Source organism: Ensifer sp. NPDC090286 (assembly GCF_044769565.1).
Classification (GTDB): Bacteria; Pseudomonadota; Alphaproteobacteria; order Rhizobiales; family Rhizobiaceae; genus Ensifer.
This window is the reverse complement of sequence record NZ_JBIVYF010000001.1, coordinates 565327-589004: the sequence shown is the minus strand read 5'-3', so window position 1 is coordinate 589004 and position 23678 is coordinate 565327. Positions and strand designations below refer to the sequence as shown.

Sequence of the window (23678 nt, the reverse complement as noted above, 5' to 3'; positions counted from 1 at the left end):
GACTAAGCGCCCGGCCGCAAGCGGCTCTCGCTGAGCAGCCCGTTTTCCTCAAGGATCGGATAGGCGACGGAAGCGATATGCGCGTTGACGCGCTTCAGATCCCTGAGCATGTCGAGATGCAGCGAACTCGTCTGCAGGCTCTGGACCAGACCGTCGCGTAGCCGCTCGATATGGCGCTCGGCGGAGCGTTTTTCCATGTGGCGCACGTTGACCTTCACCTCGATGAGCTGCTTGGCGAGATCGGCGTTGCGGGTGACGAATATGGTCTGCGCGACACGCAGATTGTCGATCGTCAGATTGAAGAGGCTCTTCAGCTCCTGATAGCCCTCCTCCGAGAACTTCAGGCCGTTGCTGACCTTCTTGGTGATCTGCTCGCACAGCCCCTTCTCGATGATGTCGCCCATGTGTTCGAGATTGATGGCGTAGTCGATGATGACGATCGAGCGGCGGCCGTCGTCGGCGCTGAGGCCATCGCGGCCCAATCGCGACAGGAAGATCTTCACCTCCTGCTGCAGCTGATCGACCTGTTTTTCGAACTTGCCGATATCGCGGATGTCCGAGAGGTCGTTGTTGTTGAAGGCGTTCGCGGCGCGCATCAACATCGCCTCGACCAGGTCTCCGACGCGCAAGACCTCGCGAGTGGCGCCCGAAAGCGCCATGACAGGCGTATTCAGCGTGGCCTCGTCGAGATAGCGCGGGCCGGTCTCCTCAGCCTCTCCGTCCGGAATGAACCGCGCCATCAGCTGCGACAGCAATCCGGCGAAGGGCCAGGCAAGAATGGCGACCGCAAGGTTGAAGGCCAGATGAATGTCGACCGGCAGGTTCTGGCGCGGCAGCGGCAGGCTCTGCAGAAACTCCACGCTCATGCCTGTCAGCGGCAGCGCGATCAGGCAGCCAATGGCGCGAACGACGAGGTTGGCGATGGTGACGCGGCGCGCCGACGGCGCGGAACCGAGCGTCGCCATGACAGGCGGAACGGCGCCACCAAGGTTGGCGCCAAGCACAAGGGCCACGGTCAGCCCGACGCTGAGGATGCCTGTCGTCGAGAGCGACAGCACCAGCATCACCACAGCGAGGCTCGACGACGACGCAAAGGCAAGTCCCGCGGAAATGAGCAGCGCCACAGGCCAGGCACTGTCGAGCATCGACAGGAACGCCCCAAGGGCCGGGCTGTCGCGCATCGGCTCCGTCGCCGCGCCCAACAGATGCAGCGACAGAAGCATGAGGCCGATGCCGACGAAGGCAGCACCCAGGCCCTGGCGGGCGTTCGACCGGCTGGCGCGGTGCAAGACCACGCCGATGAGAATGACGAGCGGCGACAGCCACTCGATGCCGGTCGCCACGATCCAGGCGGTCATGGCGGTGCCGAGATTGGCGCCGAGCAGGACGATCTGCGCCATGCGCGAACGGATAAGCCCCTTTTCCACGAAGGATGCCGTCATCAGTGCCGTCGCCGTGGAACTTTGCAGCGCAAGCGTTGCGACAAGTCCGGTCACGAAGGAACGGAGAGAGCCGTCGGTTCCCTGAGCGAGGCCGGCGCGCAACCGCGCCCCGAAGGCACGGGTCACCCCGTCCTTGACCAGGGACAGGCCGAAGAGAAGCAGCGCCACTGCTCCAAACAGGTTTACCATCACGATTGTCGACTGCATGGAATCTTCCCGCGGAAGCTCGAAAGAATCGCTCCGCCCCTGCAACAGAACCACAGAACAGCGGCATGTTCGAGCCAATGTGACAGATATTTTTCGGTTGCCGGCTAATGAATCCGACATCAACTTCATCGTTCGCGCCGGCCCGTAAGGCGCACGCGTTTCGCAGGTTCTTCGCTTGCCGTGATCGTGTCGCGGCAGGTACCGGAAAAACAGGTGCACCACCGGGATCAACGATCCCGTGAGCGCGCGCAATTTGCGGCAAACAACCCTTCATTTCCTGTTTCGTTTGTTTTAAGGAACGATTTCGTTTGGCCGATGGCCACCGCATTGCAACGAGGTTTCTGCCCCCATGCTCGAATTTCTGAGAAGCGCCGCCCAGACCTGGGTCGTCAAAGGCCTGCTAATCGTTCTCGTTCTGTCGTTCATGGTGTGGGGCGGCTCCTCGCTGACGATGACCAACCAGTCGGACGCGGTGGTCGTCGTCGGTGACGTCAAGGTCAAACCCCCGGAGTTCCGGCTCGCCTACGAGACCATGCTGGCACAAGCCTCCCGCCAGCTCGGCACGCGGCTGACGCCGCAACAGGCGCGCGCTTTCGGCATCGAACAGCGGGTCTATTCGCAGATCGTCGCCGGCGCCGCTCTCGACCAGCTCGCCAGCGACATGAATCTCGGCCTCTCGCAGGATCGGCTCGCAAAGCTCATCGCCGACGATCCGGCATTCCACAGCGTCAATGGCCAGTTCGACCGAATGACGTTCACGAGCGTGCTGCGCAATGCGGGCCTGCGCGAACAGGATTACATCAACAGCCAGAGCCAGACCGCGATCCGCTCGCAGATCGTCGATGCGCTGTCGGATGGCTATGTCGCTCCGAAGGTTCTCACCGACGCAATCGGCGCCTACCGCCACGAGAAGCGCACGATCGATTACCTGCTGCTCTCGAATGCCAACATCGATCCCGTCAAGGTGCCCGGTGACGACGTGCTTTCTCCCTGGTACGACAGCCGCAAGGCGAACTACCGTGCGCCGGAATATCGCAAGATCACTTACGTGAAGCTCGAGCCGACCGACGTCGCCGATCCGACCGTTGTGACCGACGACGAGATCCGCGCCGAATACGAACGCCGCAAGGAAAGCTTTCGCAGCGCTGCCGCGCGGACCATCGAACAGCTCTCCTTCACCTCACGTGAAGCCGCAGACGCGGCGTCGGCAAAGCTTGCTGCCGGCACCAGCTTCGACGATCTCGTGAAGGCCGAAGGCAAGTCCTCCGCCGACGTACTTCTCGGCGAATTCACCAAGGATCGCGTTCCTGACGCCAAGATCGGCGAAGCCGCTTTCGCGCTGCAGGCCGACGGCGTGACTCCGGTTGTTGACGGCGCCTTCGGTCCCGTCATCTTGCGCGTGACGAACATCCGCCCGGAAACCGTCCGCAGCCTCGACGAAGTGAAGGAAGAACTGCGCAAGGACATCGCCCTGTCCACGGCGGGCGAGGAAGTCATGCGCCTGCATGACAAGATCGAAGACGAGCGCGCTTCCGGCGCGCCGATCAAGGAAGTCGCCGACCAGCTCAAGCTGAAGTTCGTAACCGTCGATGCGGTGGACGCGACCGGCAAGGACAAGAACGGCGATGACGTCGTCGGCCTGCCGGAACAGGCAGCTCTTCTCCAGGAAGTCTTCAAGGCCGACGTCGGCGCCGAAACCCTGCCGGTGAATGTCGGCCGCGAAGGTTACGTCTGGTTCGACCTCGACGAAGTTATCCCGGCGCGCGATCGCACGATGGACGAAGCCCGCGACGAAATCGGCGCCGACTGGATGGCCGAGCAACAGCGCGCAGCCCTGGCCAAGAAGGCCGGAGAACTGAAGCAGCGCGTCGAACAGGGCGCAAAGCTCGCCGACGTCGCGACCGAACTCGGCCTCGTCGTCGAAACCAAGGCAGGCTTGACGCGCGCAACCGCGGACGTCGCTCTCAGCCCGGCTGCCGTCGCCGCCGCCTTCTCCGGCGCGAACGGCTTTGTCACCAATGCTCCCGGCATCGGCGGCGAAGGTCAGATCCTTCTGCAGGTCACCTCGGTCGACACCGCCGGTCCGGCAGACGTGCTGCAGGACGACAGCCGCCAGATCGAGGCCCTCGCCCGCGTCAGCGGCGAGGACATCCTGGACCAGATGGTCGCCACGCTGCAGGCCGCTTACGGCGTTTCGATCAACCAGACGCTCGCTGAAACCGCCATTGCGCAACGATAGGCCCAAGGAAACCATCGATGAGTGATCTGAAGCCATTCGTCGCCAAGGTCGCCGCCCGCGAGGCGCTGAACCGCGAAGACGCACGTGCCGCCTTCGAAATCATCATGTCGGGTGCCGCAACGCCGTCGCAGATCGGCGGCTTCCTGATGGCATTGCGGGTGCGCGGCGAAACCGTCGATGAAATCGTCGGCGCGGTGGGCGCGATGCGCGCCCGCATGTTGCCGGTCGAAGCGCCCGCGGACGCGGTCGATATCGTTGGCACCGGCGGCGACGGCGCCGGCACCTACAACATCTCGACGCTTGCATCGCTGATCGTCGCCGGCGCGGGCGTGCCGGTCGCCAAGCACGGCAACCGCGCGCTGAGCTCGAAGTCGGGCACGGCCGACGCGCTTTCCTGCCTCGGCGTCAAGCTCGACATCGGTCCGGAAGCGATCTCGAAATGCATTCGCGAAGCCGGTGTCGGCTTCATGTTCGCCCAGCAGCACCATTCCGCCATGCGCCATGTCGGCCCGACGCGGGTGGAGCTTGGGACGCGCACGATCTTCAACCTGCTCGGCCCGCTGTCCAACCCCGCAGGCGTCAAGCGCCAGCTCGTCGGCGTCTACGCGCCGCAGTGGGTGCAGCCGCTCGCCGAAGTGCTGCGCGATCTCGGCTCGGACAATGTCTGGGTCGTTCACGGAGACGGCCTCGACGAGATCACCACGACAGGCACGACCGAGGTCGCCGAACTCAAGGACGGCAAGATTTCGACCTTCACGCTGACGCCGGCGGATTTCGGGCTTCAGACGGTGACGATCGATGCGCTCAAGGGAGGCGACGGTGCGCACAATGCGGTCGCGCTCCAGGCGGTGCTCGACGGTGCCGAGAACCCCTATCGGGACATTTCCCTTGCCAATGCGGCCGCATCGCTGATGATAGCCGGACGGGCAAAGGACCTCACCGAAGGCATGGTGCTCGCGCGCCAGTCGCTTTCAAGCGGCGGCGCGAAGACCGCGCTGCAGCGCCTGATCAGCGTTTCGAACGCGGCCTGAGGAAGGATCGGCACATGACGGATATCCTGCGCAAGATCGAAGCCTACAAGCGCGACGAGATCGCGGCCGCCAAGTCGCACGTCGCGCTCGACGAGCTCAAGGCACGCATCGCTGACCAGTCCGCCCCGCGCGGCTTCCATGCGGCGCTCGCCGCACGCAAGGCCGCCGGCACGTTTGGGCTGATCGCCGAAATCAAGAAGGCAAGCCCGTCGAAGGGGTTGATCCGTCCTGATTTCGATCCGCCGGCACTCGCCAAGGCCTATGAGGCCGGTGGCGCGGCCTGCCTGTCGGTGCTGACGGACGCTCCGAGCTTTCAGGGCGCGCCTGCCTTTCTCGAAGCGGCGCGCGCCGCCTGCGCCCTGCCGGCGCTGCGCAAGGACTTCATGTTCGACACCTACCAGGTGTTCGAGGCACGCGCCTGGGGCGCCGATTGCATCCTCCTGATCATGGCTTCGCTGAGCGACGACGACGCCCGCCGCCTTGAAGAAGCATCCTTCGAACTCGGCATGGACGTGCTGATCGAAGTGCATGATGCCGAGGAGATGGAACGGGCGCTGAAGCTCGCCTCGCCGCTCGTCGGCATCAACAACCGCAACCTCAGGACCTTCGAGGTCGATCTCGCTGTTTCCGAGCAGCTTGCGGGCATGGTGCCTGCCGACCGTCTGCTCGTCGGCGAAAGCGGCATCTTCACGCATGCGGATTGCCAGCGGCTGGAAAAGAGCGGCATCACGACCTTCCTCGTCGGAGAGAGCCTGATGCGCAAGAGTGACGTCGAATCAGCAACACGCGCACTTCTGACGGGCGCTGCGACCACGCTGGCGGCCGAGTGATGAGCAAGCCGACGCTCACGCATATCGGTGGCAGCGGCGAAGCGAACATGGTGGATGTCGGCGACAAGACCGAGACGGTACGCATCGCCGTCGCCGAGGGCCATGTGCGGATGAAGGCGGAAACGCTGACGCTCATTCTCGAAGGCGACGCCAAGAAGGGCGATGTCATCGGTACGGCGCGGCTTGCCGGCATCATGGCCGCCAAGCAGACCGCCAACCTCATTCCACTCTGCCACCCGCTGATGCTGACCAAGGTCACCGTCGACATCACGCCGGATCCGACGCTTCCCGGCCTTCGGGTCGAGGCGCTTGCCAAGCTGACGGGGCGCACCGGCGTCGAAATGGAAGCGCTGACGGCTGTCAGCGTCGCCTGCCTCACCATCTACGACATGGCGAAAGCCGCGGATCGCGAGATGGAAATCGGCGGCATCCAGCTGGTCAGCAAGTCCGGCGGACGATCCGGCGACTACCGACGCGAGGGGAACTGAGGCCATGGCGTTGCTGTCCGTCGAAGACGCGCTCGAGCGAATCCTCCACGGCGCCACGCCACCGCAATTGACAGAACTCGTCGGCCTTCATGACGGGCTTGCCCGCGTGCTGTCTCAAGATATTCCGGCGCGCGTCACCCACCCGGCCTTCGACAATTCGGCGATGGACGGCTACGCCGTGCGCCACCGTGACATCGAGACCATCGGCTCCGAACTGACCGTGATCGGCCAATCGGCGGCAGGCCACGGCTTCAAGGGCGAGATGAAAGCGGGCGAAGCCGTGCGCATCTTCACCGGCGCGCCAGTGCCATCGGGCGCCGATACGGTGATCATCCAGGAAGATACCGAGCGGTTGCCGGGCAACCGGATCCGCACCACATTCGTGCCCGGCAAGGGGCGACACATCCGAACCGCAGGCCAGGACTTTATCGCCGGCGAAGCGGGACTTTCGGCGGGCGACGTGCTCGATGCCGGGCGCCTGACGCTCGCTGCCGGGATGAACCATGCGAGCCTGCCGGTCTTCAAACGCCCGCGGATCGCCATCCTGGCGACGGGCGACGAGCTCGTGGCTCCGGGCAGCAAGCCGGGCGACGATCAGATCATCGCCTCCAACAGCTTCGGAGTCGCGGCGATTGCCCGCGATAACGGCGCTGAGATCATCGATCTCGGCATCGTCCGCGACGATCGGGACGCGATCAGTGCGGAGATCGGCCGCGCGCAGGACGCCGATGTCGACGTGATCGTCACGCTCGGCGGCGCTTCGGTCGGCGACCATGACCTAGTGCAGTCGACACTGATTGCCTGCGGCATGACACTCGACTTCTGGCGCATCGCCATGCGGCCGGGAAAGCCGCTCATGGTGGGACAGCTCGGAAAGGCCACGGTGCTCGGCCTGCCGGGCAATCCGGTCTCCAGCCTCGTCTGTGCCCTGCTCTTCCTCGAGCCGCTGATCCGTAAGCTCGCCCGCTTGCCATCGCGCGACCGATTGACGACCGCGCGGCTTGCAAGCCCGCTTCCGGGCAACGATGTCAGGCAGGACTATGTGCGCGCGCGCCTTACAAGGGACAGCGACGGCGCATTGCTCGCCCATCCCTTCTCGCGGCAGGACTCGTCGATGATGAAGGTTTTCGCACAGTCCGATTGCCTGATCGTACGACCGCCGCACGCGGCCGAGGCGCCCGCTGGTACGTCCTGCGACATCCTCAAGCTTCGCTGAACAAACCAAGCGCGAGCCACCTGGGCGCGCAAAAGCAAAAGGCCGGGTAGAACCCGGCCTTTGTTTCCGTTCGATCTCGACGATGAGATCGTGGCTTCGTCATAGAGCACCATGTCAGCGCTTGGCGCTATCACTGCTTTTACAGCATCAGGCCGGGGTGCGAATCAATTGACCGTCTCGTCCGAGCGGCTGACCAGGATCTTGTCGATACGGCGCGCGTCCATGTCGACCACTTCGAAGCGGTAGCCATGGGCAATCGCGACGTCGCCCTCTTCCGGCGTCTTGCGCAGTTGCTGGACGAGGAAGCCGGCAATCGTCTCGAAGTTGCCATCGGCGTCGATGCCTTCGATACCGATCGTCAGATGGATTTCGTCGATCGGCGTGCGGCCGTCGACAAGGTAGCTTCCGTCTTCGCGCTGGCGGATCAGCGCGTGCTCGATGTCGTCGTAGTTCGACGGCAAGACGCCAACGATCGCTTCGAGAATATCGGCGATAGTGATGATGCCTTCGGTGCTTCCGTACTCGTCGACGATCATTGCCATGTTGATGCTCGACGACTTGAAGGCTTCCAGTGCCTTCAGGCACGACGCCGTCTCCGGCAATGTGTGGATTTCCTTGATGTACCTGCGGACATCGAACGGCCCGGAGGTCGGAGCGTTTAGAATTTCCTTTGCCAGAACCGCGCCGAGAACGTCGCCGCTTGGACCGTCAACCACCGGGTAGCGGGAATGGCCGAACTGATCGATCTTGCGCCCCACCGTTTCGAGGCTGTCGTTGACGTCGATGAAGCTCACCTCGGTGCGGTGGGTCATGATCGACTTCACGTTGCGGTCGCCGAGGCGGATGATTCGCCGAAGCATCTCGTGCTCCGACTTTTCGATGGCGCCGCTTTCGACGCCTTCGGCCATGATCGCGTGGACTTCCTCTTCCGTCACATGATCCGGATCGTCAGGACGGATGCCGAGAAGACGCATGGCGAGCGACGCCGCCGTCTCGAAGAGATAGACGACCGGCGCAGCGATCCGCGACAACAGATGCATCGGGCGCGCGACGAACATCGCCAGCGCCTCGGAATTCTTCAGCGCCAACTGCTTTGGAATAAGTTCGCCGATAACCACCGACAGGAAGGTGATGAGGGTAACGACGAGCACGAGGGCGACCGTGTTGCCGTAAGGATTGATCCAGGCGATCTCATCGAGCAGCGGCGCAAATTTCGCAGCGATGGTCGCGCCGCCGTAGGCGCCGGCCAAGGTGCCGACGAGCGTGATGCCGACCTGAACCGTGGAAAGAAACTTGCCGGGGTCTTCAGCAAGGCGCAGCGCCACCTCGGCGCGGGCATTTCCCTGTTTTGCCATCTGGCGAAGCATGGGCTTGCTTGCCGAGACGATTGCCATTTCCGAGAGAGCAAAAAATGCATTGATCAAAAGCAGGACGAAAATGACAAAAAACTCGGACATGGTCTCCAGGTCACCGTTGACGAAAGTCGCTCAGCAAGGAGCGAGCCCTCACCAAATAAGGCCAGCGCGCGATCCGAGCAAGCACAAGCAATGAAATCGCTGCAATCTTCTGAACATTGGAAGGGTCGAGCGCTGTTTTGTTGAACAATCTCGACCGGTGGCAGCATCAACTACGGCTGTGCAGGGCGCTGCGAACGCGCTCGCGTCCGATCTTGATCACGTTTTCCATCGCAAGGCGCGCGCCGAGCTCGTCACGCCTGCCGATCTCTTCGACGATCCGGATATGGTTGCGGGCAACTTCGTCTATGCCGCCCTTTTCGGCGACCGGGGAGCTCAACTTGAAGACGCCGACCAGCGCCGCCTCGATCAGCCCGCCGACCGTGCGCATGAATGGGTTGCCGGAGGCCTCGGCGACAGCAAGGTGGAATTTCAGGTCAGCGCCGGCGAGGCTCTCGGCGCTATGGCCCTCCTCGCCCATCGCAACCGCGAGCCGCATCATGCGGCTGATTTCGGCTTCGGACGCATTTCGCGCCGCGAGCGCGGCGGCATGCGGCTCGAAGGCCAGGCGCACTTCGCTGAGATGGTAGAGGAACTCTTCGTCGACACCGCACTCGAAATGCCAGGTCAGGATATCGTTGTCGAACAGGTTCCAGTCGTTGCGCGGCGTCACGCGGGTGCCGATTCGCGCCCGCGGCACGACGAGCCCCTTGGCGGCAAGCGTCTTCATCGCTTCGCGCAGAACGGTTCGCGACACCTTGAAACGGGCCGCGAGTTCCGGGTCACCCGGAAGAATGGAGCCGACAGGAAATTCGCCGGATATGATAGCCTTGCCGAGTTGATCGACAACATGTGCGTGGCTGGTTCGCTTGCGCGAGCCGGACACAACGGTTTCCAGCACACTCCTGTTCAATCCATCTCCTCCAGGCACTCCCCTGCCTGACTTCATACGGCGCACTGCGCCACAACGCCTTCGTGCGAAGCACGGAGGTCAGCCCTAAACCTGTGCAAATGAATGTAGTTTGAACGGTCGATTCCGGAAAGCCCTAGGGCGGGCGCAAAACCGTAAACCGCGCACCGCCGAACGGACAAGCAACCCTTGCGCGATCTCGAAACGACAAACCCCGCCGAAATGGCGGGGTTTGCATTCTGCTGCGTAGGCGCTTGCTTACTTCGGCAGCTGGTCGTCGACACCTTCGACGTAGAAGTTCATGCCGAGCAGCGTGCCGTCGTCCGACGATGCGCCGGCTGCCAGCCACTCGCTACCGTCCTGCTTCTTCAGCGGGCCGGTGAAGGGCTTCAGCTCGCCCGACTCGATCTTGGCTTGGGTGTCCTCGGCGAGCTTCTTCACGTCGTCAGGCATGTTGGTGTAGGGCGCCATCGTCAGAATGCCGTCCTTCAGGCCGTCCCAGCTCGAGGTCGTTTCCCACTTGCCGTCGAGGAAGGCCTGGGTGCGCTTGATGTAGTAGGCGCCCCAGGTATCGACGATCGCCGTCAGCTGCGTTTCCGGGCCGGCCTTGATCATGTCGGACGCCTGACCGAAGGCCTTGATGCCACGCTCGGCGGCAACCTGCATCGGAGCCGTCGTATCAGTGTGCTGCGTCAAGATATCAACGCCCTGGTCGACCAATGCCTTGGCAGCATCGGCTTCCTTGCCTGGGTCGAACCAGGTGTTGGCCCATACGACCTTGATCTTGAAGTCCGGGTTGACCGAGCGCGCGCCGATGACGAAGGAGTTGATGCCCATCACCACTTCCGGGATCGGGAAGGAAGCGATGTAGCCGGCGACGCCCTTCTGCGACATCTTGGCAGCGATCACGCCCTGGATGTAGCGGCCTTCATAGAAGCGGCTGTTGTAGGTCGCGACGTTCGGCGCAGTCTTGTAGCCGGTCGCGTGCTCGAACTTCACGTCCGGGAACTTCTGCGCGATCTTGATCGTCGCATCCATGAAGCCGAAGGACGTCGTGAAGATCAGGCCGCAGCCCGAGCGTGCGAGACGCTCAATCGCGCGCTCGGCATCCGGACCTTCCGGCACGCTTTCCAGATACTGCGTCTCGATCTTGTCGCCGAGCGCCTTTTCGAGCTCCTGGCGGCCGATGTCGTGCGCCTGGGTCCAGCCGCCGTCGGTCTTTGCACCGACATAGACGAAGCAGACCTTGGCCTTTTCCTGGGCGCTTGCGCCGGTGGCAAAGCCGAGCGCGGCCGCGGAGCTTGCGAGAACGAGCAGTAGTTTTTTCATTTTCTTGACCTCTGTCGGTTTGAGAAACGTCAGTATGAAATGCTTACGATCACCGGTCCGGCACAAACGGTTTGCCGAGCGATGCCGGCGTGTTGATCAGGGTCATGCGCCGGTTATGCGAAATGAGAATGAGGACCACGATCGTCGCGACATAGGGCAGCGACGAAAGGAGCTGCGAGGGAATGCCCAGACCAAAGGCCTGCGCGTGCAACTGGCTGATCGAAACCGCGCCGAAGAGATAACCTCCGGCCACCAGTCGCCACGGACGCCAGGACGAAAAGACCACCAGCGCCAACGCGATCCAGCCGCGACCGGCCGACATGTTCTCCACCCATTGCGGCGTGTAGACGAGCGACAGTTGCGCGCCGGCAAGGCCGGCGCAGGCGCCGCCGAACATCACTGCGAGATAGCGGGTGCGAATGACGTTGACGCCGAGCGCGTGTGCTGAGGCGTGGCTGTCGCCGACCGCACGCAGCTTAAGGCCAGCGCGGCTCTTGAACAGGAACCAGTGCACGCCTGCGACGATCGCGATCGAAAGATAGAAGATGATGTCCTGCCGGAAAAGCAGCGGCCCGATGTAGGGGATATCGGCGAGAAGCGGTATCGCGATCGGCTGGAGCTTGACGCCCTGCATGCCGAGGAAACTCTCGCCCATCATGCCGGAGACGCCGATGCCGAGCAGGGTCAAGGCCAGGCCCGTCGCCACCTGGTTTGCCACCAGGCTCAGCGTAAGGAAGGCAAAGAGCTGCGAGAACAGCGCGCCGCAGGCGATGCCCGCAAGCATGCCCAGATAGGCTGAACCGGTGATCTGGGTGATTGCGAAGGCGGAGACCGCCCCCATGATCATCATGCCCTCGACGCCGAGGTTCAGCACGCCGGACCGTTCGGTCACCAGTTCACCGATTGCGGCCAACACCAGGGGCGTTGCGGCCGTGATGACGCTCAAAAGGATCGCTTCGACGATACCCATCAGCGGCTCCCTTCGCTGTTAGTCGCGGTCAACCGGTCGAAGACCAGCTTGATGCGGTAGTGGATAAGCGTATCGCAGGAGAGCACGAAGAAGAGCAGGAGACCCTGGAAAACGCGCGTGACTTTTTCGGACACGCCGATCGACAGCTGCGCCGCCTCCCCACCGAGATAGGTGAGCGCCAGCACCAGGCCGGCGGCGACGATGCCGAGCGGATTGAGGCGGCCAAGGAACGCAACGATGATGGCGGTAAAGCCGTAGCCGGGCGAAATGACCGGGCGCAACTGCTGGATCGCGCCGCTTACCTCGGAAATGCCGGCCAGGCCGGCAAAGGCGCCCGAAAGCAGCATCGAGAACCAGATCATCTTGCGCGAGGAGAACCCGGCAAAGCGCCCTGCCCGCTCCGATTGGCCAAGCACGGAAATTTCGAAGCCCTTCAGCGTGTAGCGCATCATGAACCAGACGAGGATCGCTGCAATGATGGCGAAGGCGAAGCCCCAGTGGGTACGGCCGGAGGCAAGCATTTCCGGCAGGATCGCATCGACGGCAAAGGTGCGCGTCTCCGGAAAGTTCATGCCGCCCGGATTGCGCCAAGGTCCACGCACCAGCCAGTCGAGAAAGAGCTGGGCGACATAGACCAGCATCAGGCTCGTCAGGATCTCGTTGGTGTTCATATGCGCCTTGAGGAAGGCGGGGATGGCGGCAAACAGCGCACCACCAAGCATGCCCATCAGCATCATCAGCGGCAGCACCAGCGGCGACTGCCAGTCGTAAAACACCACTGGCAGGATCGAGCCGGCAATCGCGCCCATGATGAACTGGCCCTCGGCGCCGATGTTCCAGTTGTTGGAACGGAAGCAGACCGACAGCCCGACGGCAATCAGGATCAGCGGGGCGGCCTTGATCGCCAGTTCGTGCAGCGACCAGACCTCGCTCAGCGGCTCGACGAAGAAGCTGTAGAGCGCCATGACCGGGTTCTTGCCGAGCAGCGCAAACATGATACCGCCGAAGACGATCGTCAGCAGGAAGGCGATGAACGGCGAGAGGATCGAAAACAGCGTCGAGACCTTGGCGCGCTTTTCCAGTTCAATGCGCATGTGCGGCCTCCGTGCCTTCCGTTTTGCCGTACATGCCGCCCATCAGCAGGCCGATCTTTTCACGCGAAAGCTCCTTGGCCGGATAGGGATCGGAGAGCTTTCCGTCGCTGATGACGGCGATCTCCGTCGCTACTTCGAAGATCTCATCGAGATCCTGGCTGATGACGAGCACGGCAGATCCGGACTTGGCTAGATCGACGAGCGCCTGGCGGATGCGGCTGGCAGCACCCGCATCGACGCCCCAGGTGGGCTGGTTGACGACGAGCACGCTCGGCTGGCGGTCGAGCTCACGCCCGACGATGAACTTCTGCAGGTTTCCGCCCGAAAGCGAGCCGGCCGGCGGGTCCTCGCCACTCTTGCGCACGTCCATCGCCTCGGAGATGCGTTTCGTGGCGCTCGTCACCGCATCGCGACGGATGATCTTGAGGAAGCCGCCGCCGAGGAACGCCTTTGCGTCCGAGCGACTGCGGGCAAGCACGAGATTGTCCGAGAGCGGCAGCGCCGATACCGCGGCGTGGCCATGGCGCTCCTCGGGAACGAAGCCCGCGCCCATCAGGCGGCGGGCGTTGATGTTACGGTTGCCGACCGGCTTCTGGCGGATCTGCACCGCATTGTCGTCGGCAACCGGATATTCGCCCGAGAGTGCGTCGAAGAGTTCGCCCTGGCCGTTGCCGGCAACACCGGCGATCGCCAGCACCTCGCCGGCATGCACCTTGAGACAGATGTTCTTCAGCGAAACGGCAAAGGGCGTGCGCGCCGGCACGCTCAAGTGCCGCGCTTCCAGCTGCACCTGGCCCTTGGCGCTGGTGCCTTCGGCCGTCACGGCCGCGACGTCGCCGCCCACCATCATGCGCGCCAGCGACGATGGGGTCTCCGTCTTCGGATCGCAGGCGCCGGTCACCTTGCCGTGGCGCAGCACCGTTGCGCGGTCGCAGATGCGCTGCACCTCTTCAAGCCGGTGGCTGATATAGAGAACCGAGCGGCCTTCGGCCTTCAGCTTGTAGAGTGTTTCGAACAGGCGATCGGCTTCCTGCGGCGTCAGCACCGAGGTCGGTTCGTCGAGGATGATGAGGCGCGGGTTCTGCAGGAGCGCGCGCACGATCTCGATGCGCTGGCGCTCGCCGACCGAGAGATCCGCCACATGCGCCTTCGGGTCGAGCGGCAGGCCATAGGCATGCGACAGGCGCGACGCCTCTTCCGCCACCCTCGCCAGCGAGATGTTCGCATCCATGGAAAGCGCGATATTCTCTGCGACCGTCAGCGCCTCGAACAGCGAAAAGTGCTGAAAAACCATGCCGATGCCGAGCTTGCGCGCAGCCGCGGGGTTGGCAATGCGCACGCTCTGGCCCTGCCAGAGGATCTCGCCGGCCGTCGGAGCCAATACGCCGAACAGCATCTTGACCAGGGTCGATTTTCCGGCGCCGTTTTCGCCGAGAAGGGCGTGGATTTCGCCCGGTTCAATCTGCAGATTGATCCCATTGCAGGCCGCGAAGCTGCCAAACAATTTCGTCAGGTTGCTCACAGCCAATAGATGACCGTTCGCCGCTACTCCCTCAACAGGCACGCTGCCCTCTTTCCCCTCTGTTGATCCGCGTCCGCCTTAAGGCTTCGATCACGGAATCAGCAGTGTTGTTCCACTTGTTTTTCTTGTCTCGAGATCCGTATGCGCTCGCCCCGCATCGGCGAGCGGATAAGTCTGATTTATATTGATACGCACTTTGTTGCTTTGCACAATATCAAACAGGGAATTTGCACACGCTTCCAGCGCAGGCCGCGTGGCAACGTAACCAAAGAGTGTCGGACGCGTCGCAAAAAGCGAGCCCTTTTGAGCCAGGATGCCGATGCTGAAAGCGTCCACCGGACCGGACGAATTGCCGAAGCTGACCCAGAGGCCGCGCGGCTTGATGCAATCCAGCGACGCCGGATAGGTGTCGCGCCCGACGGAATCGTAGACGACATCAACGCCGCGGCCGTCGGTCAATTCCTTGACCCGGGCCACGAAATTGTCGGTGCGGTAGTTGATCACGTGGTCGTAGCCATGCGCCAGCGCCAGATCGATCTTGTCCTGCGAGCCCGCGGTACCAATGACCGTCGCGCCAAGCGCCTTCGCCCACTGGCCGGCAATCAGCCCGACGCCGCCGGCTGCCGCATGGAAGAGGATCGTCGTGCCCGGTCCGACCTGATAGGTCTGGTTGAGCAGATATTGCGCCGTCATGCCTTTCAGCATCATCGCAGCCGCGGTCTCGAGGCTGATGCCGTCAGGCACCTTCACCAATTGCGCGGCATCGACATTGCGTTCGCTCGCATAGGCGCCATCGGCCGAGGCATAGGCGACGCGGTCACCGACGGAGAACAGGCTGACGCCGTCGCCAACCGCAGTGACGATACCGGCGCCTTCCTTGCCCGGCACGAAGGGCAAAGCCGACTTGTAGAGGCCGGTGCGGAAGTAGACGTCGATGAAATTCAGCCCGACGGCCACCTGCCGGATCTGCACCTCCCCCGGCCCGGGCGGCGAGAGTGTCACGCCTTCGAGCTTCAGGACCTCCGGTCCTCCGAGTTCGCGTACCACAATCGCCTGTGCCATTGCCTGCTCCTATTTCCGGCCGAGACTTGGGAAAATCTGCAGCACGAAGCCAATCACGTAGAGATAGATGCCTGTGACAACGAAACCGGTGACAACCCATGCCGGCGTCGCAAAATGCAGGAGCAGCGCATAGATGCCGAGCGCCGACCACAGAAGGAAGATGCCGAGGTTCAGCGGTCGCAGGCGCTGGACGCGGACCGGATGAAGGAAGTTGATCGGCAGGAAGGTCAGGACCACCGACACGAAGACGACGATCGACGCCGTCAACTCGCTCGCCTGGATGACGAACAGCGTGAAGACGACCATGTTCCAGACGACGGGGAAGCCGGAGAAGAAGTATTCGTCCGTCTTCATGCCCATGTCGGCATAGTAGATCGCGCTCGATACCACGATCGCGCCGGCCGCGACGAACGACCAGGGCTCGCCGATCATGCCGCTCTGGTAGAGCGCAAAGGCCGGCAGCAGCACATAGGTCACGTAGTCGATGACGTTGTCGAGCGTGTCGCCCGACCAGTTGGGCAGCACTTCCTTGACACGCACCTTGCGGGCGATCGGCCCGTCGATGCCATCAACCAGCAGCGCCAGCCCCAGCCACCAGAACATGTCAACGAAACGGTGCTCGGCCGCAGCCACGACACCCAGGAAGGCGAGAAACGATCCCGATGCGGTCAAGATATGCACGGAGAAGGCGCGAATCTCGGCGTAGGGAACTCGTCTGTAGTTAAAGAACTTCATCTGCGGACGCCGCCCACCCCTGCTGTTTTCCCCGTGCGGGCCTTGACCCGCCTCGACCGCTGTGCGGCGCGTTGCCCGTAATATGCACCCTTTGCAACGCATCGCCACTAAAATTCAAGTATTACAGCCTCCCCTCGCCCCATTGTCCTGTGGACACCTGCAAATTGCTTCTGCGCTGATTCTACCCATTTATTTCGCATGCGCCGACGACTAGAGGTATGATCGAGGCTGGGCCAAGACGCCTCACAGCTTGCGCGAAAGGGCTTTTGCATCATGGACCACTTCGACATCGCCATTATCGGTGCGGGCCTTGCCGGATCGCTCGCGGCCATCGCGCTTGCGGATGCTGGCTACCGCGTGGCCTTGATCGGACCGGAGCCGGCGGTTGCCGACGGACGCACGACGGCGCTGATGGACCAATCGATCGAATATCTGAAGACGCTCAATCTTTGGGAAAAGGTCGAGCCGCTGACCGCGCCGCTTTCGACCATGCGCATCCTCGACGGCACCAACCGTTTGTTGCGCGCGCCGCCAGTCAATTTCCGCGCTTCCGAAGTCGGGCTCGACGCCTTCGGCTACAATATTCCGAATGCCCCTTTCATCGATATTCTCCGCCACCGCGCCGAAGAGATCCCGACGCTGACCCGCATCACCACGTCGGCGATCGGCTTTGAACTTTCGGACACGGTCGCAACGATCGAGCTTGCAAACGGCAGCCAATGCAGCGCGCATCTGCTCGTCGGCGCCGATGGCCGTCGGTCGCCGGTGCGCGAAGCGGCGAAGATCTCCGTCAGCACCTGGTCCTATCCGCAGACGGCGGTCGTCTTGAACTTTGCGCACGAGCTGCCGCACCAGAACATCTCGACCGAGTTCCACACCGAAAGCGGCCCCTTCACGCAAGTGCCCCTGCCGGGCAACCGCTCCAGCCTGGTCTGGGTGCGCAAGCCCGAAGATGCGGCGCAAACGCTGACGCTCGACCTTGGGGCACTCTCTCGCGCCGTTGAAGACCGGATGCAGTCGATCCTCGGCAAGGCAACGGTCGAAGGCGCGCCGCAATCCTTCCCGCTTTCGGGCATGACCGCCCAGCGCTTCGGCAAGGGCCGCGTCGTGCTTCTTGGCGAAGCAGCGCACGCCTTCCCGCCGATCGGCGCGCAAGGGCTCAATCTCAGCCTTCGCGATGTGATGACGCTCGTCGATATCATCGGTGCATCCGGCGGCGAGCCGCTTGCCGGCGATATCGGTGACCGCTTCGACAGCCGCCGCCGGCCGGATATCATCAGCCGTACGGCGAGCGTGGATCTCCTCAACCGCTCGCTACTTTCCGGCTTCCTGCCGGTGCAGGCGCTTCGCGCGCTCGGACTGCATGTGCTTTCCGCCGTCGGGCCCCTGCGCAGCCTCCTGATGCGCGAAGGCGTCCACCCCGGCAGCGCGCTCAATGCCTTCAAGGAAGGCTTACGGGAAAAGATCGGGCGGAAGAGCGCCTGAGCGGATCAGGTAAAGCAGGCCGGTGACGGTCGCGACCGAAAGCGTCGTGGTGATGAGGATCGTCGCGGAGGCCCGCTCCTGCCACACGCCATATTGATGGCCGATGACGAAGACGTTCGTCGCCGTCGGAAGGGCTGCGAGCAATACGGCCGTCTGCACCCAGATCGGATCATAATTCCCCGTCAGGCTCATCGCCGTGAACATGACCAGCGGGTGCAAGAGCAGCTTGGCCGGGACGATGTAGCCGATCTCGACGGGAATGCGCTTGATCGGGCGCAGCGCCAGCGTCACCCCCATAGCAAAGAGCGCGCAGGGTGCCGCACACTGCGCGAGATAGTCGATCAATCTTTGCACCGGCACCGGCGGCTGTACCGCGAAGAAGGCTGCAACCACGCCGGCAAGTGTGGCGAGAATAAACGGGTGCAGGATGATCTTGCGTGCAACGCTGGCTGCAAGCACCAGCGGCTTTTCCTGCCGGCCGCCTGATATCGCCATCATCGCCGGTGCGACCGCGAAATGCGCGGCATTCTCGAAGCTGAAGATCAGCGCCACCGGCACAGCGGCGGCATCGCCCAAGGCGAGAAGCGCAAGGCCGGGCCCCATATAGCCGATATTGCCATAGGCAGCGCCAAAGCCCTGGATCGTCGCCTCGGCTATGGAGTTGCGCCTGACATAAACGCCGATGAGAAAAATCAGCGAGAAGACGGTGTAGGTCGCCCCGACGGTGGTGAGGATGAAGTCGGCGCGCGCCAGCTGTTCGATCGGCGTGCGCGAGACGAGCTTGAAGAACAGCGCCGGCAGGGCGAGGTAGATGATGAAGGTGTTCAGCCAACCCATCGCCTCGCCCGGATGGTGGACAAAGCGCGCCGTCAGATAACCGAGGAAGATCAGGCCGAAGAACGGCAGCACCAGGCCCGCGATTTCCGTCATCTTGTCCCCCGCATCCTTCACCTTCCCGCGCCAACGCCCGCACGCCTAGCGCATCAAGCGCCCTGACGATTAGGCCGGTCCGGCCGAAAAGTGATTCTAAAATACGAGGGTATGCCCTAACCGATTTTCATCAGGATCGGGAAGGTCGTCTGGAACCAGATGGCGACGGAACTGATGAAGCCGAAGAGAAAAGCAAGGCCTGCCAGCACCAGGAGGCCGCCCATGAGCTTCTCGACCAGGCCGAGATGGCGTCGGAAGCGGAAGAGGAAGCGCATGAAGGAGCCGGAAAACGCAGCAGCGATCCAGAAAGGCACGGCGAGGCCCAGCGAATAGATCGCCAGCAGCAGCGCACCGTCGGAAACGGTGTCACGTGCGGCAGCGACGCCAAGGATCGTGCCAAGGACCGGGCCGATGCAGGGCGTCCAGCCGAAGGCAAAGGCCAGCCCCATGATGTAGGCGCCCGAGAGCGTCGCCGGCTTGCCGCCGCCCTGGAAACGGGCTTCGCGCGCGAGCAGCCCGATCTTGAACACGCCAAGGAAATGCAGGCCCATGATGATGATGATCACGCCGCCGATGCGCGACAGCAGGTCCATGTGCTGTCGAAGCACCATGCCGATCGACGAGGCCCCCGCCCCGAGCGCCACGAAGACAGTGGCAAAACCGAGCGTGAACAACAGTGCTGCCGGCAAGACAGCGCGTCTCGTGCTGCCGATGGTCGCCGCGTCGCCGCTGCGGAACTGATCGACCGAGACGCCGGCCATATAGCAGAGATAGGGCGGTACGAGCGGCAGAACGCAGGGAGAAAGGAACGAAAGGGCGCCGGCAAGGACGGCGGTCCAGATGGAAATATCGGCGATCGACAACGGCAAGAACTCCGGCACGCGGCATTTGGGCCATTCCTTAGCCGCAGGATCATGATGATACCAATCACCTTTTGGCGATCATTGCGCCATGCACCGTTTCTTCACAAAACCCGCAATTTTTCGGTTGACCGGGGGGAAACACGCGTGCATATGTCCGCCCACTTCCGCCGGGCTTCACCGCCGCGGCCAGGGAGCGCGTAGCTCAGCCGGTAGAGCAACTGACTTTTAATCAGTAGGTCCAGGGTTCGAATCCCTGCGCGCTCACCACGAAAACCCCAATGAAATTGGTTATTTGTCAGCGTTTTTTTTACGCTGAGTTTCATCATCATGTGCGCGTATTGGCTCCAACTTTCGGTGCGCACCGCGCCCCATCTTTCGCGTGTTGCATTCCGTGCTATCGACAATTCGTCGCGTTGAGTAGATGCTGGGGCTCTCGCTGAGGATGCAAAGCGGTGAACTGCCCAGTTTGGTATCGAGCAAAGGGGTGAAGGCATGAGAAAGCTTGTCATTGCGGTTTTGATGATTGGTACGCTTGCTTCCTGCACGCAGACCGAGAAAGGCACGGCGATCGGCGCCGGCACCGGTGCGATCATCGGCGGGGCGGTCAGCGACAGCTGGGGCGGCGCGGCAATCGGCGCGGTCGCCGGTGGCGTTATCGGCAACCTGATCGGACGCTCCCAGGAGCGCCAGGGCTATTGCATCTATCGCGACCGCTATGGCCGCCGCTACGAGGCCCGCTGCCGGTAACGGCAAGACCATTCACCAAGGTAACAGGCGCGTTCCGGTCCAAACCTTCGTGGAGACGATTGGATGTGCCTGTATGCCCGGCTGAAGCTGCGAGCAGCATAGTCGAGGCCGAACATAGCAGGACGTCCTCAAGCAAGCGTGTTACACTTCGGAAATGACTGACGAAGAACAGAACTACGAGTTTTCGGAATTTTCCGGCCAATTCAGTGACGACGGCGTCGTCGTGGAATTGCGGATCTACCGGGAGGCAGGCACGAATCGCGACTGGACCCTCGAGGTCATCGACGAGGAGGGCTTCTCGACGACATGGGAGGAACCCTTCCCGACCGACAGGGAAGCTTTCGAGGAGTTTATCGCCACGGTGCAGCGCGACGGCATCCAGGCCTTTACCGATGAGCCGCCGCAAACGGTTCATTAGCGTCTGGTTGCCCCGCCACTGCACCCGGCCGGCTCAGCCCACCGGCGCCTGGCCGCCAAATCGCGTCACACGCCATGCATAAGAACGTCAATGATGCGGTCGGAAGACGAATGGGTCAAAACACCCGAACAACCCGGATCGACGACGCCGTAAGCAGTTCGCGATCCCCCTCGCCCCTGCCCTCCCAATAGTCGCGCGCCTGACGGCGATAGGAATCCAGGAAGGACATGTTCTGGTTCTCATCCAGCAGGATCAGCGCACCGGCATGTTGCGACGCACCGAGTTCAACAATCTCCACCTCGTGAAGCACTTGTAGAAGGTGAGGATCGTAGGCCGCCTGATATCGCATGGCGTCATCATAGGTCGGACACATGAAGCAGGCATTCAGCCGCGAGGGAGCTTTGGGAGCGTAGGCCTCGCGGGCCTGCTCGAAGAGCAGTTCCCGGGCCAACCGCCAGCCGTCGCCAAATTGATCTGGCCGGTAGCGCCTGATCATGCGCCCGAAATTGCCGGGCTCGACGATGCTGCCTTCTCTCAAGCGGATTGGCGACCAGTGAAACATGCGGAGCCCCTCTCTTTCTCATTGCACGACGAGACCGATGCGGCCCTAAATTGTCAATGGCCTCTAACGGGATGCGCTGCCTATGCCTCCGCTCCTCTGCGGGCCAGTCGCATCTTCAGCGGACTCATTCCATACTCACGGCTATAGGCGCGCGAAAAGGCGGACAGGCTGTCGAAACCGCAACGAAGCGCGATCTCTCGGATCGGGGTAGCAGAGTCTCGCACCAGTCGATGGGCGAACTGAAGACGCAGGCGAAGATAATAGGCGCCGGGGCTCGTCGATAATCCTCGCGCAAACAGCAACTCCAGCTTGCGCTGCGAGATCGACAGTCGTTTCGTCAGTGCCGCGATCGTCAAGGGACGCTCCAGCGTGCGCTCCATCAGGCGGATAGCCTCGGCGAGCTTCGGGTCGCGCGTCTCGATCCGCCCGAGAGAAACATAGGGCTGCACGTCGGCTGCATTGTGCGTTTGGTCGTAGACGAAGATGCTGGCGACATCGAGCGCCAGGGCAGACCCCAGCCGCTGCGTGATCCAGTGCAGCATCATGTCGAAGGTCGGCGAAGCGCCGCCCGAGGTCCAGAACTTGCCGTCGACGACGAAACGGTCGCCAAGCACGGCCAGCTCGGGAAAGGCCTGGCTGAAATCCTCGAGCTCCTCCCAGTGCGCCGTCGCCTTGCGGCCATTGAGCAGACCACTGCGGCCGAGCAGCCAGCAGCCTGATTCGATGCCGGCGACAATGTCGAAGTGCCGTGAGCACTCCTGCAACGCGCCGATGAATTTCTTGCTGGCGTGACGATCAAGGTTGAAGCCGCCGATCACCAGCAGCGCGTCGCCGGCAAGCGGCGGGTGCAGCATTCCCTCGACCGCGATCGGCACACCGCAGGTCAATACCACCGGCTTGCCATCGGCCGAAAGCAGCCGCCAGCGAAACACCTCGCGGCCCGAGATGCGGTTTGCAGCGCGCATCGGGTCCAACACGGAGGCAAGCGACATGATCGACGACTCCGGCAGGATGACGACGGAAACTTCGATCACAGATTGTAGGCGTCCATCGGAAGGCATGCGGGAAATGTCAAATTTCAAGCGGGAAATGTCAATTCCAATACTGCCTTTCGGGCATTATCGGACCGTATCGATCTCCCTACGCGCGGCGCTGCAGCCCCGCGCAGAGACGTTCCCCTTTCCGCCTTTTGCCGGAACGGGCCGGTCGGAAACCATCCGCCGGCCCGTTTTTTTATCTGATTTTTCGGATTGGTAGCGGCACTGCCGTAACGTCCAGCGCCTCGGTAAGCCGACCAAGGCACGCATTGCGCGTGCGAAATCGGCGATTAGGCTGCTCGGTGACGGACTTCGATGCTTGCCAGAACCGCGTTTCAATCGCTTGCGCTAACAAAACATATAAGCCATTAAGCATGTCCGAAACTGAGGGAGACTATCATGCTGGGCGCGATGAAGAACTTCGTAAAAGCGACAAAGCTCATCGGCCGCATTCCAAAGATCGAGCAGAAACTCGACCTGCTTCTTTGGGAGACTCCGGATATCCCGCGCGACTTCTTCCCGAAGTTCGTCGAAAGCGCGAGGCAGATGGGTTGGTTGGAAAGTGCAAAACAGCACAAGCCGATGACCGCCGACGGTGAACCATGCCCCTGGTACACCTACCCGATGTTGCATTTTCTCAGCACCCGGCAGCTGACAGATTTAAGCGTTTTCGAATACGGAAGCGGCAATTCCACGCTTTGGTGGAGCCGCAAGGCAAAGTCGGTGGTCAGCGTCGAACATGACCGCGACTGGTTCGAGTTGATCTCCAAGCAATCGCCGGCCAACGTAACCTACAACTACCGCGAATTGGTAGAAGGGGGCGACTACTCCACCGAGGTCACGCGCCACCAGGATACCGCCTTCGACGTTGTAGTCATCGACGGCCGCGATCGTGTGAATTGCGCCAAGGCGACGATGAACCTGAAGCAGAGGCCCTCCGCAATCATCTGGGACAACAGTGAGCGCGAGCGGTATCAGGAAGGATACGACCTGCTGATCAACAACGGCTATCGCCGTCTCGACTTCGACGGCTTCGGACCGGTCAACGGCCGTCCGTGGCGAACGTCCGTGTTCTACATGCCGGACAACTGCCTGAAAATCTGAGCA

Annotated in this window: 22 protein-coding genes and 1 tRNA gene; 10 read left to right on the top strand and 13 right to left on the bottom strand. The window is 62.4% G+C overall.

The annotated features are described in order from the left end of the window. Positions 1–2: 2 nt before the first annotated feature. A complete protein-coding gene (locus tag ACIQUG_RS02935) occupies positions 3–1649 on the bottom strand; it encodes a Na/Pi cotransporter family protein (RefSeq protein WP_402317199.1) in 1647 nt (548 codons plus the stop codon). A gap of 349 nt (positions 1650–1998) precedes the next feature. Here ACIQUG_RS02935 and ACIQUG_RS02930 point away from each other — a divergent pair, with 349 nt between their 5' ends. The 5 genes from ACIQUG_RS02930 to glp are packed head-to-tail and all read left to right on the top strand — an operon-like array spanning position 1999 to position 7453. Then, on the top strand, positions 1999–3888 hold the full coding sequence (locus tag ACIQUG_RS02930; protein ID WP_402317196.1) for a SurA N-terminal domain-containing protein: 1890 nt from the start codon (positions 1999–2001) through the stop codon (positions 3886–3888). A 17-nt stretch (positions 3889–3905) separates the two neighbouring features. Beyond that, complete coding sequence (trpD, locus tag ACIQUG_RS02925; RefSeq protein ID WP_402317193.1) at positions 3906–4919, top strand: anthranilate phosphoribosyltransferase; 1014 nt, start codon at positions 3906–3908, stop codon at positions 4917–4919. A gap of 14 nt (positions 4920–4933) precedes the next feature. Continuing rightward, positions 4934–5749 (top strand): indole-3-glycerol phosphate synthase TrpC, encoded by an 816-nt coding sequence (trpC, locus tag ACIQUG_RS02920; RefSeq protein WP_402317190.1) that lies wholly within the window; start codon positions 4934–4936, stop codon positions 5747–5749. Continuing rightward, entirely contained in the window at positions 5749–6237 is a 489-nt protein-coding gene (gene moaC / locus ACIQUG_RS02915) for a cyclic pyranopterin monophosphate synthase MoaC (protein ID WP_192446098.1), read from the top strand. The genes trpC and moaC overlap by 1 nt, the downstream gene beginning before the upstream one ends. Before the next feature lie 4 nt (positions 6238–6241). Continuing rightward, positions 6242–7453, top strand: a complete 1212-nt coding sequence (gene glp, locus ACIQUG_RS02910) for a gephyrin-like molybdotransferase Glp (protein ID WP_402317186.1) — start codon at positions 6242–6244, stop codon at positions 7451–7453. A gap of 164 nt (positions 7454–7617) precedes the next feature. Here the strand turns inward: glp and ACIQUG_RS02905 are convergent, their stop codons facing one another. From ACIQUG_RS02905 to pcsA, 8 genes are all read right to left on the bottom strand, one after another. Continuing rightward, a complete protein-coding gene (locus ACIQUG_RS02905) occupies positions 7618–8910 on the bottom strand; it encodes a hemolysin family protein (RefSeq protein ID WP_043620310.1) in 1293 nt (430 codons plus the stop codon). Positions 8911–9076: 166 nt separating this feature from the next. After that, positions 9077–9856: a FadR/GntR family transcriptional regulator gene (locus tag ACIQUG_RS02900; RefSeq protein WP_052201907.1), complete on the bottom strand. Its 780-nt coding sequence runs from the start codon at positions 9854–9856 to the stop codon at positions 9077–9079. Between the two features lie 219 nt (positions 9857–10075). Next, the gene (locus tag ACIQUG_RS02895) at positions 10076–11146 is read right to left on the bottom strand and encodes a BMP family ABC transporter substrate-binding protein (protein ID WP_043620503.1); all 1071 of its coding nucleotides are present in this window, start codon (positions 11144–11146) and stop codon (positions 10076–10078) included. Positions 11147–11195: 49 nt separating this feature from the next. After that, a complete protein-coding gene (locus tag ACIQUG_RS02890; protein WP_402317182.1) occupies positions 11196–12116 on the bottom strand; it encodes an ABC transporter permease in 921 nt (306 codons plus the stop codon). Then, the gene (locus ACIQUG_RS02885; protein ID WP_060517054.1) at positions 12116–13210 is read right to left on the bottom strand and encodes an ABC transporter permease; all 1095 of its coding nucleotides are present in this window, start codon (positions 13208–13210) and stop codon (positions 12116–12118) included. Before ACIQUG_RS02885 ends, ACIQUG_RS02890 begins: the two co-directional genes overlap by 1 nt. Next, complete coding sequence (locus ACIQUG_RS02880; RefSeq protein WP_043620298.1) at positions 13200–14774, bottom strand: ABC transporter ATP-binding protein; 1575 nt, start codon at positions 14772–14774, stop codon at positions 13200–13202. Before ACIQUG_RS02880 ends, ACIQUG_RS02885 begins: the two co-directional genes overlap by 11 nt. Before the next feature lie 48 nt (positions 14775–14822). Continuing rightward, positions 14823–15794: a quinone oxidoreductase gene (locus tag ACIQUG_RS02875; RefSeq protein WP_205238970.1), complete on the bottom strand. Its 972-nt coding sequence runs from the start codon at positions 15792–15794 to the stop codon at positions 14823–14825. 9 nt (positions 15795–15803) lie between these two features. Then, positions 15804–16529, bottom strand: coding sequence for a phosphatidylcholine synthase (pcsA, locus tag ACIQUG_RS02870; RefSeq protein ID WP_034790952.1), 726 nt, complete (start codon positions 16527–16529; stop codon positions 15804–15806). 273 nt (positions 16530–16802) lie between these two features. Between pcsA and ACIQUG_RS02865 the strand changes: the two genes are divergently transcribed. Beyond that, the gene (locus tag ACIQUG_RS02865) at positions 16803–18014 is read left to right on the top strand and encodes a UbiH/UbiF family hydroxylase (protein ID WP_402317176.1); all 1212 of its coding nucleotides are present in this window, start codon (positions 16803–16805) and stop codon (positions 18012–18014) included. Here ACIQUG_RS02865 and ACIQUG_RS02860 read toward each other — a convergent pair. Next, positions 17982–18944, bottom strand: coding sequence for an AEC family transporter (locus tag ACIQUG_RS02860; RefSeq protein ID WP_402317174.1), 963 nt, complete (start codon positions 18942–18944; stop codon positions 17982–17984). The genes ACIQUG_RS02865 and ACIQUG_RS02860 overlap by 33 nt on opposite strands. Positions 18945–19060: 116 nt before the next feature. Then, positions 19061–19807 carry a cytochrome c biogenesis CcdA family protein gene (locus ACIQUG_RS02855; RefSeq protein WP_402320530.1) on the bottom strand — a complete coding sequence of 249 codons (747 nt, stop codon included), beginning with the start codon at positions 19805–19807 and terminating at the stop codon, positions 19061–19063. Positions 19808–19998: 191 nt separating this feature from the next. Between ACIQUG_RS02855 and ACIQUG_RS02850 the strand changes: the two genes are divergently transcribed. The 3 genes from ACIQUG_RS02850 (at position 19999) to ACIQUG_RS02840 (ending at position 20972) form a co-directional block, all read left to right on the top strand. Then, positions 19999–20074 (top strand) — tRNA-Lys (locus ACIQUG_RS02850). Positions 20075–20299: 225 nt separating this feature from the next. Then, a complete protein-coding gene (locus ACIQUG_RS02845) occupies positions 20300–20554 on the top strand; it encodes a YMGG-like glycine zipper-containing protein (RefSeq protein WP_034790944.1) in 255 nt (84 codons plus the stop codon). Positions 20555–20708: 154 nt separating this feature from the next. Then, positions 20709–20972: a hypothetical protein gene (locus tag ACIQUG_RS02840; RefSeq protein WP_043623603.1), complete on the top strand. Its 264-nt coding sequence runs from the start codon at positions 20709–20711 to the stop codon at positions 20970–20972. A gap of 115 nt (positions 20973–21087) precedes the next feature. On the opposite strand, the gene ACIQUG_RS02835 is transcribed toward ACIQUG_RS02840, so the two are convergent. Next, positions 21088–21534 (bottom strand): DUF2441 domain-containing protein, encoded by a 447-nt coding sequence (locus tag ACIQUG_RS02835; RefSeq protein WP_402317170.1) that lies wholly within the window; start codon positions 21532–21534, stop codon positions 21088–21090. A gap of 80 nt (positions 21535–21614) precedes the next feature. Next, positions 21615–22595: a GlxA family transcriptional regulator gene (locus tag ACIQUG_RS02830; protein WP_402317167.1), complete on the bottom strand. Its 981-nt coding sequence runs from the start codon at positions 22593–22595 to the stop codon at positions 21615–21617. Positions 22596–22970: 375 nt separating this feature from the next. Between ACIQUG_RS02830 and ACIQUG_RS02825 the strand changes: the two genes are divergently transcribed. Further along, positions 22971–23675: a hypothetical protein gene (locus tag ACIQUG_RS02825; RefSeq protein WP_402317164.1), complete on the top strand. Its 705-nt coding sequence runs from the start codon at positions 22971–22973 to the stop codon at positions 23673–23675. The last annotated feature ends 3 nt before the right edge of the window (positions 23676–23678 follow it).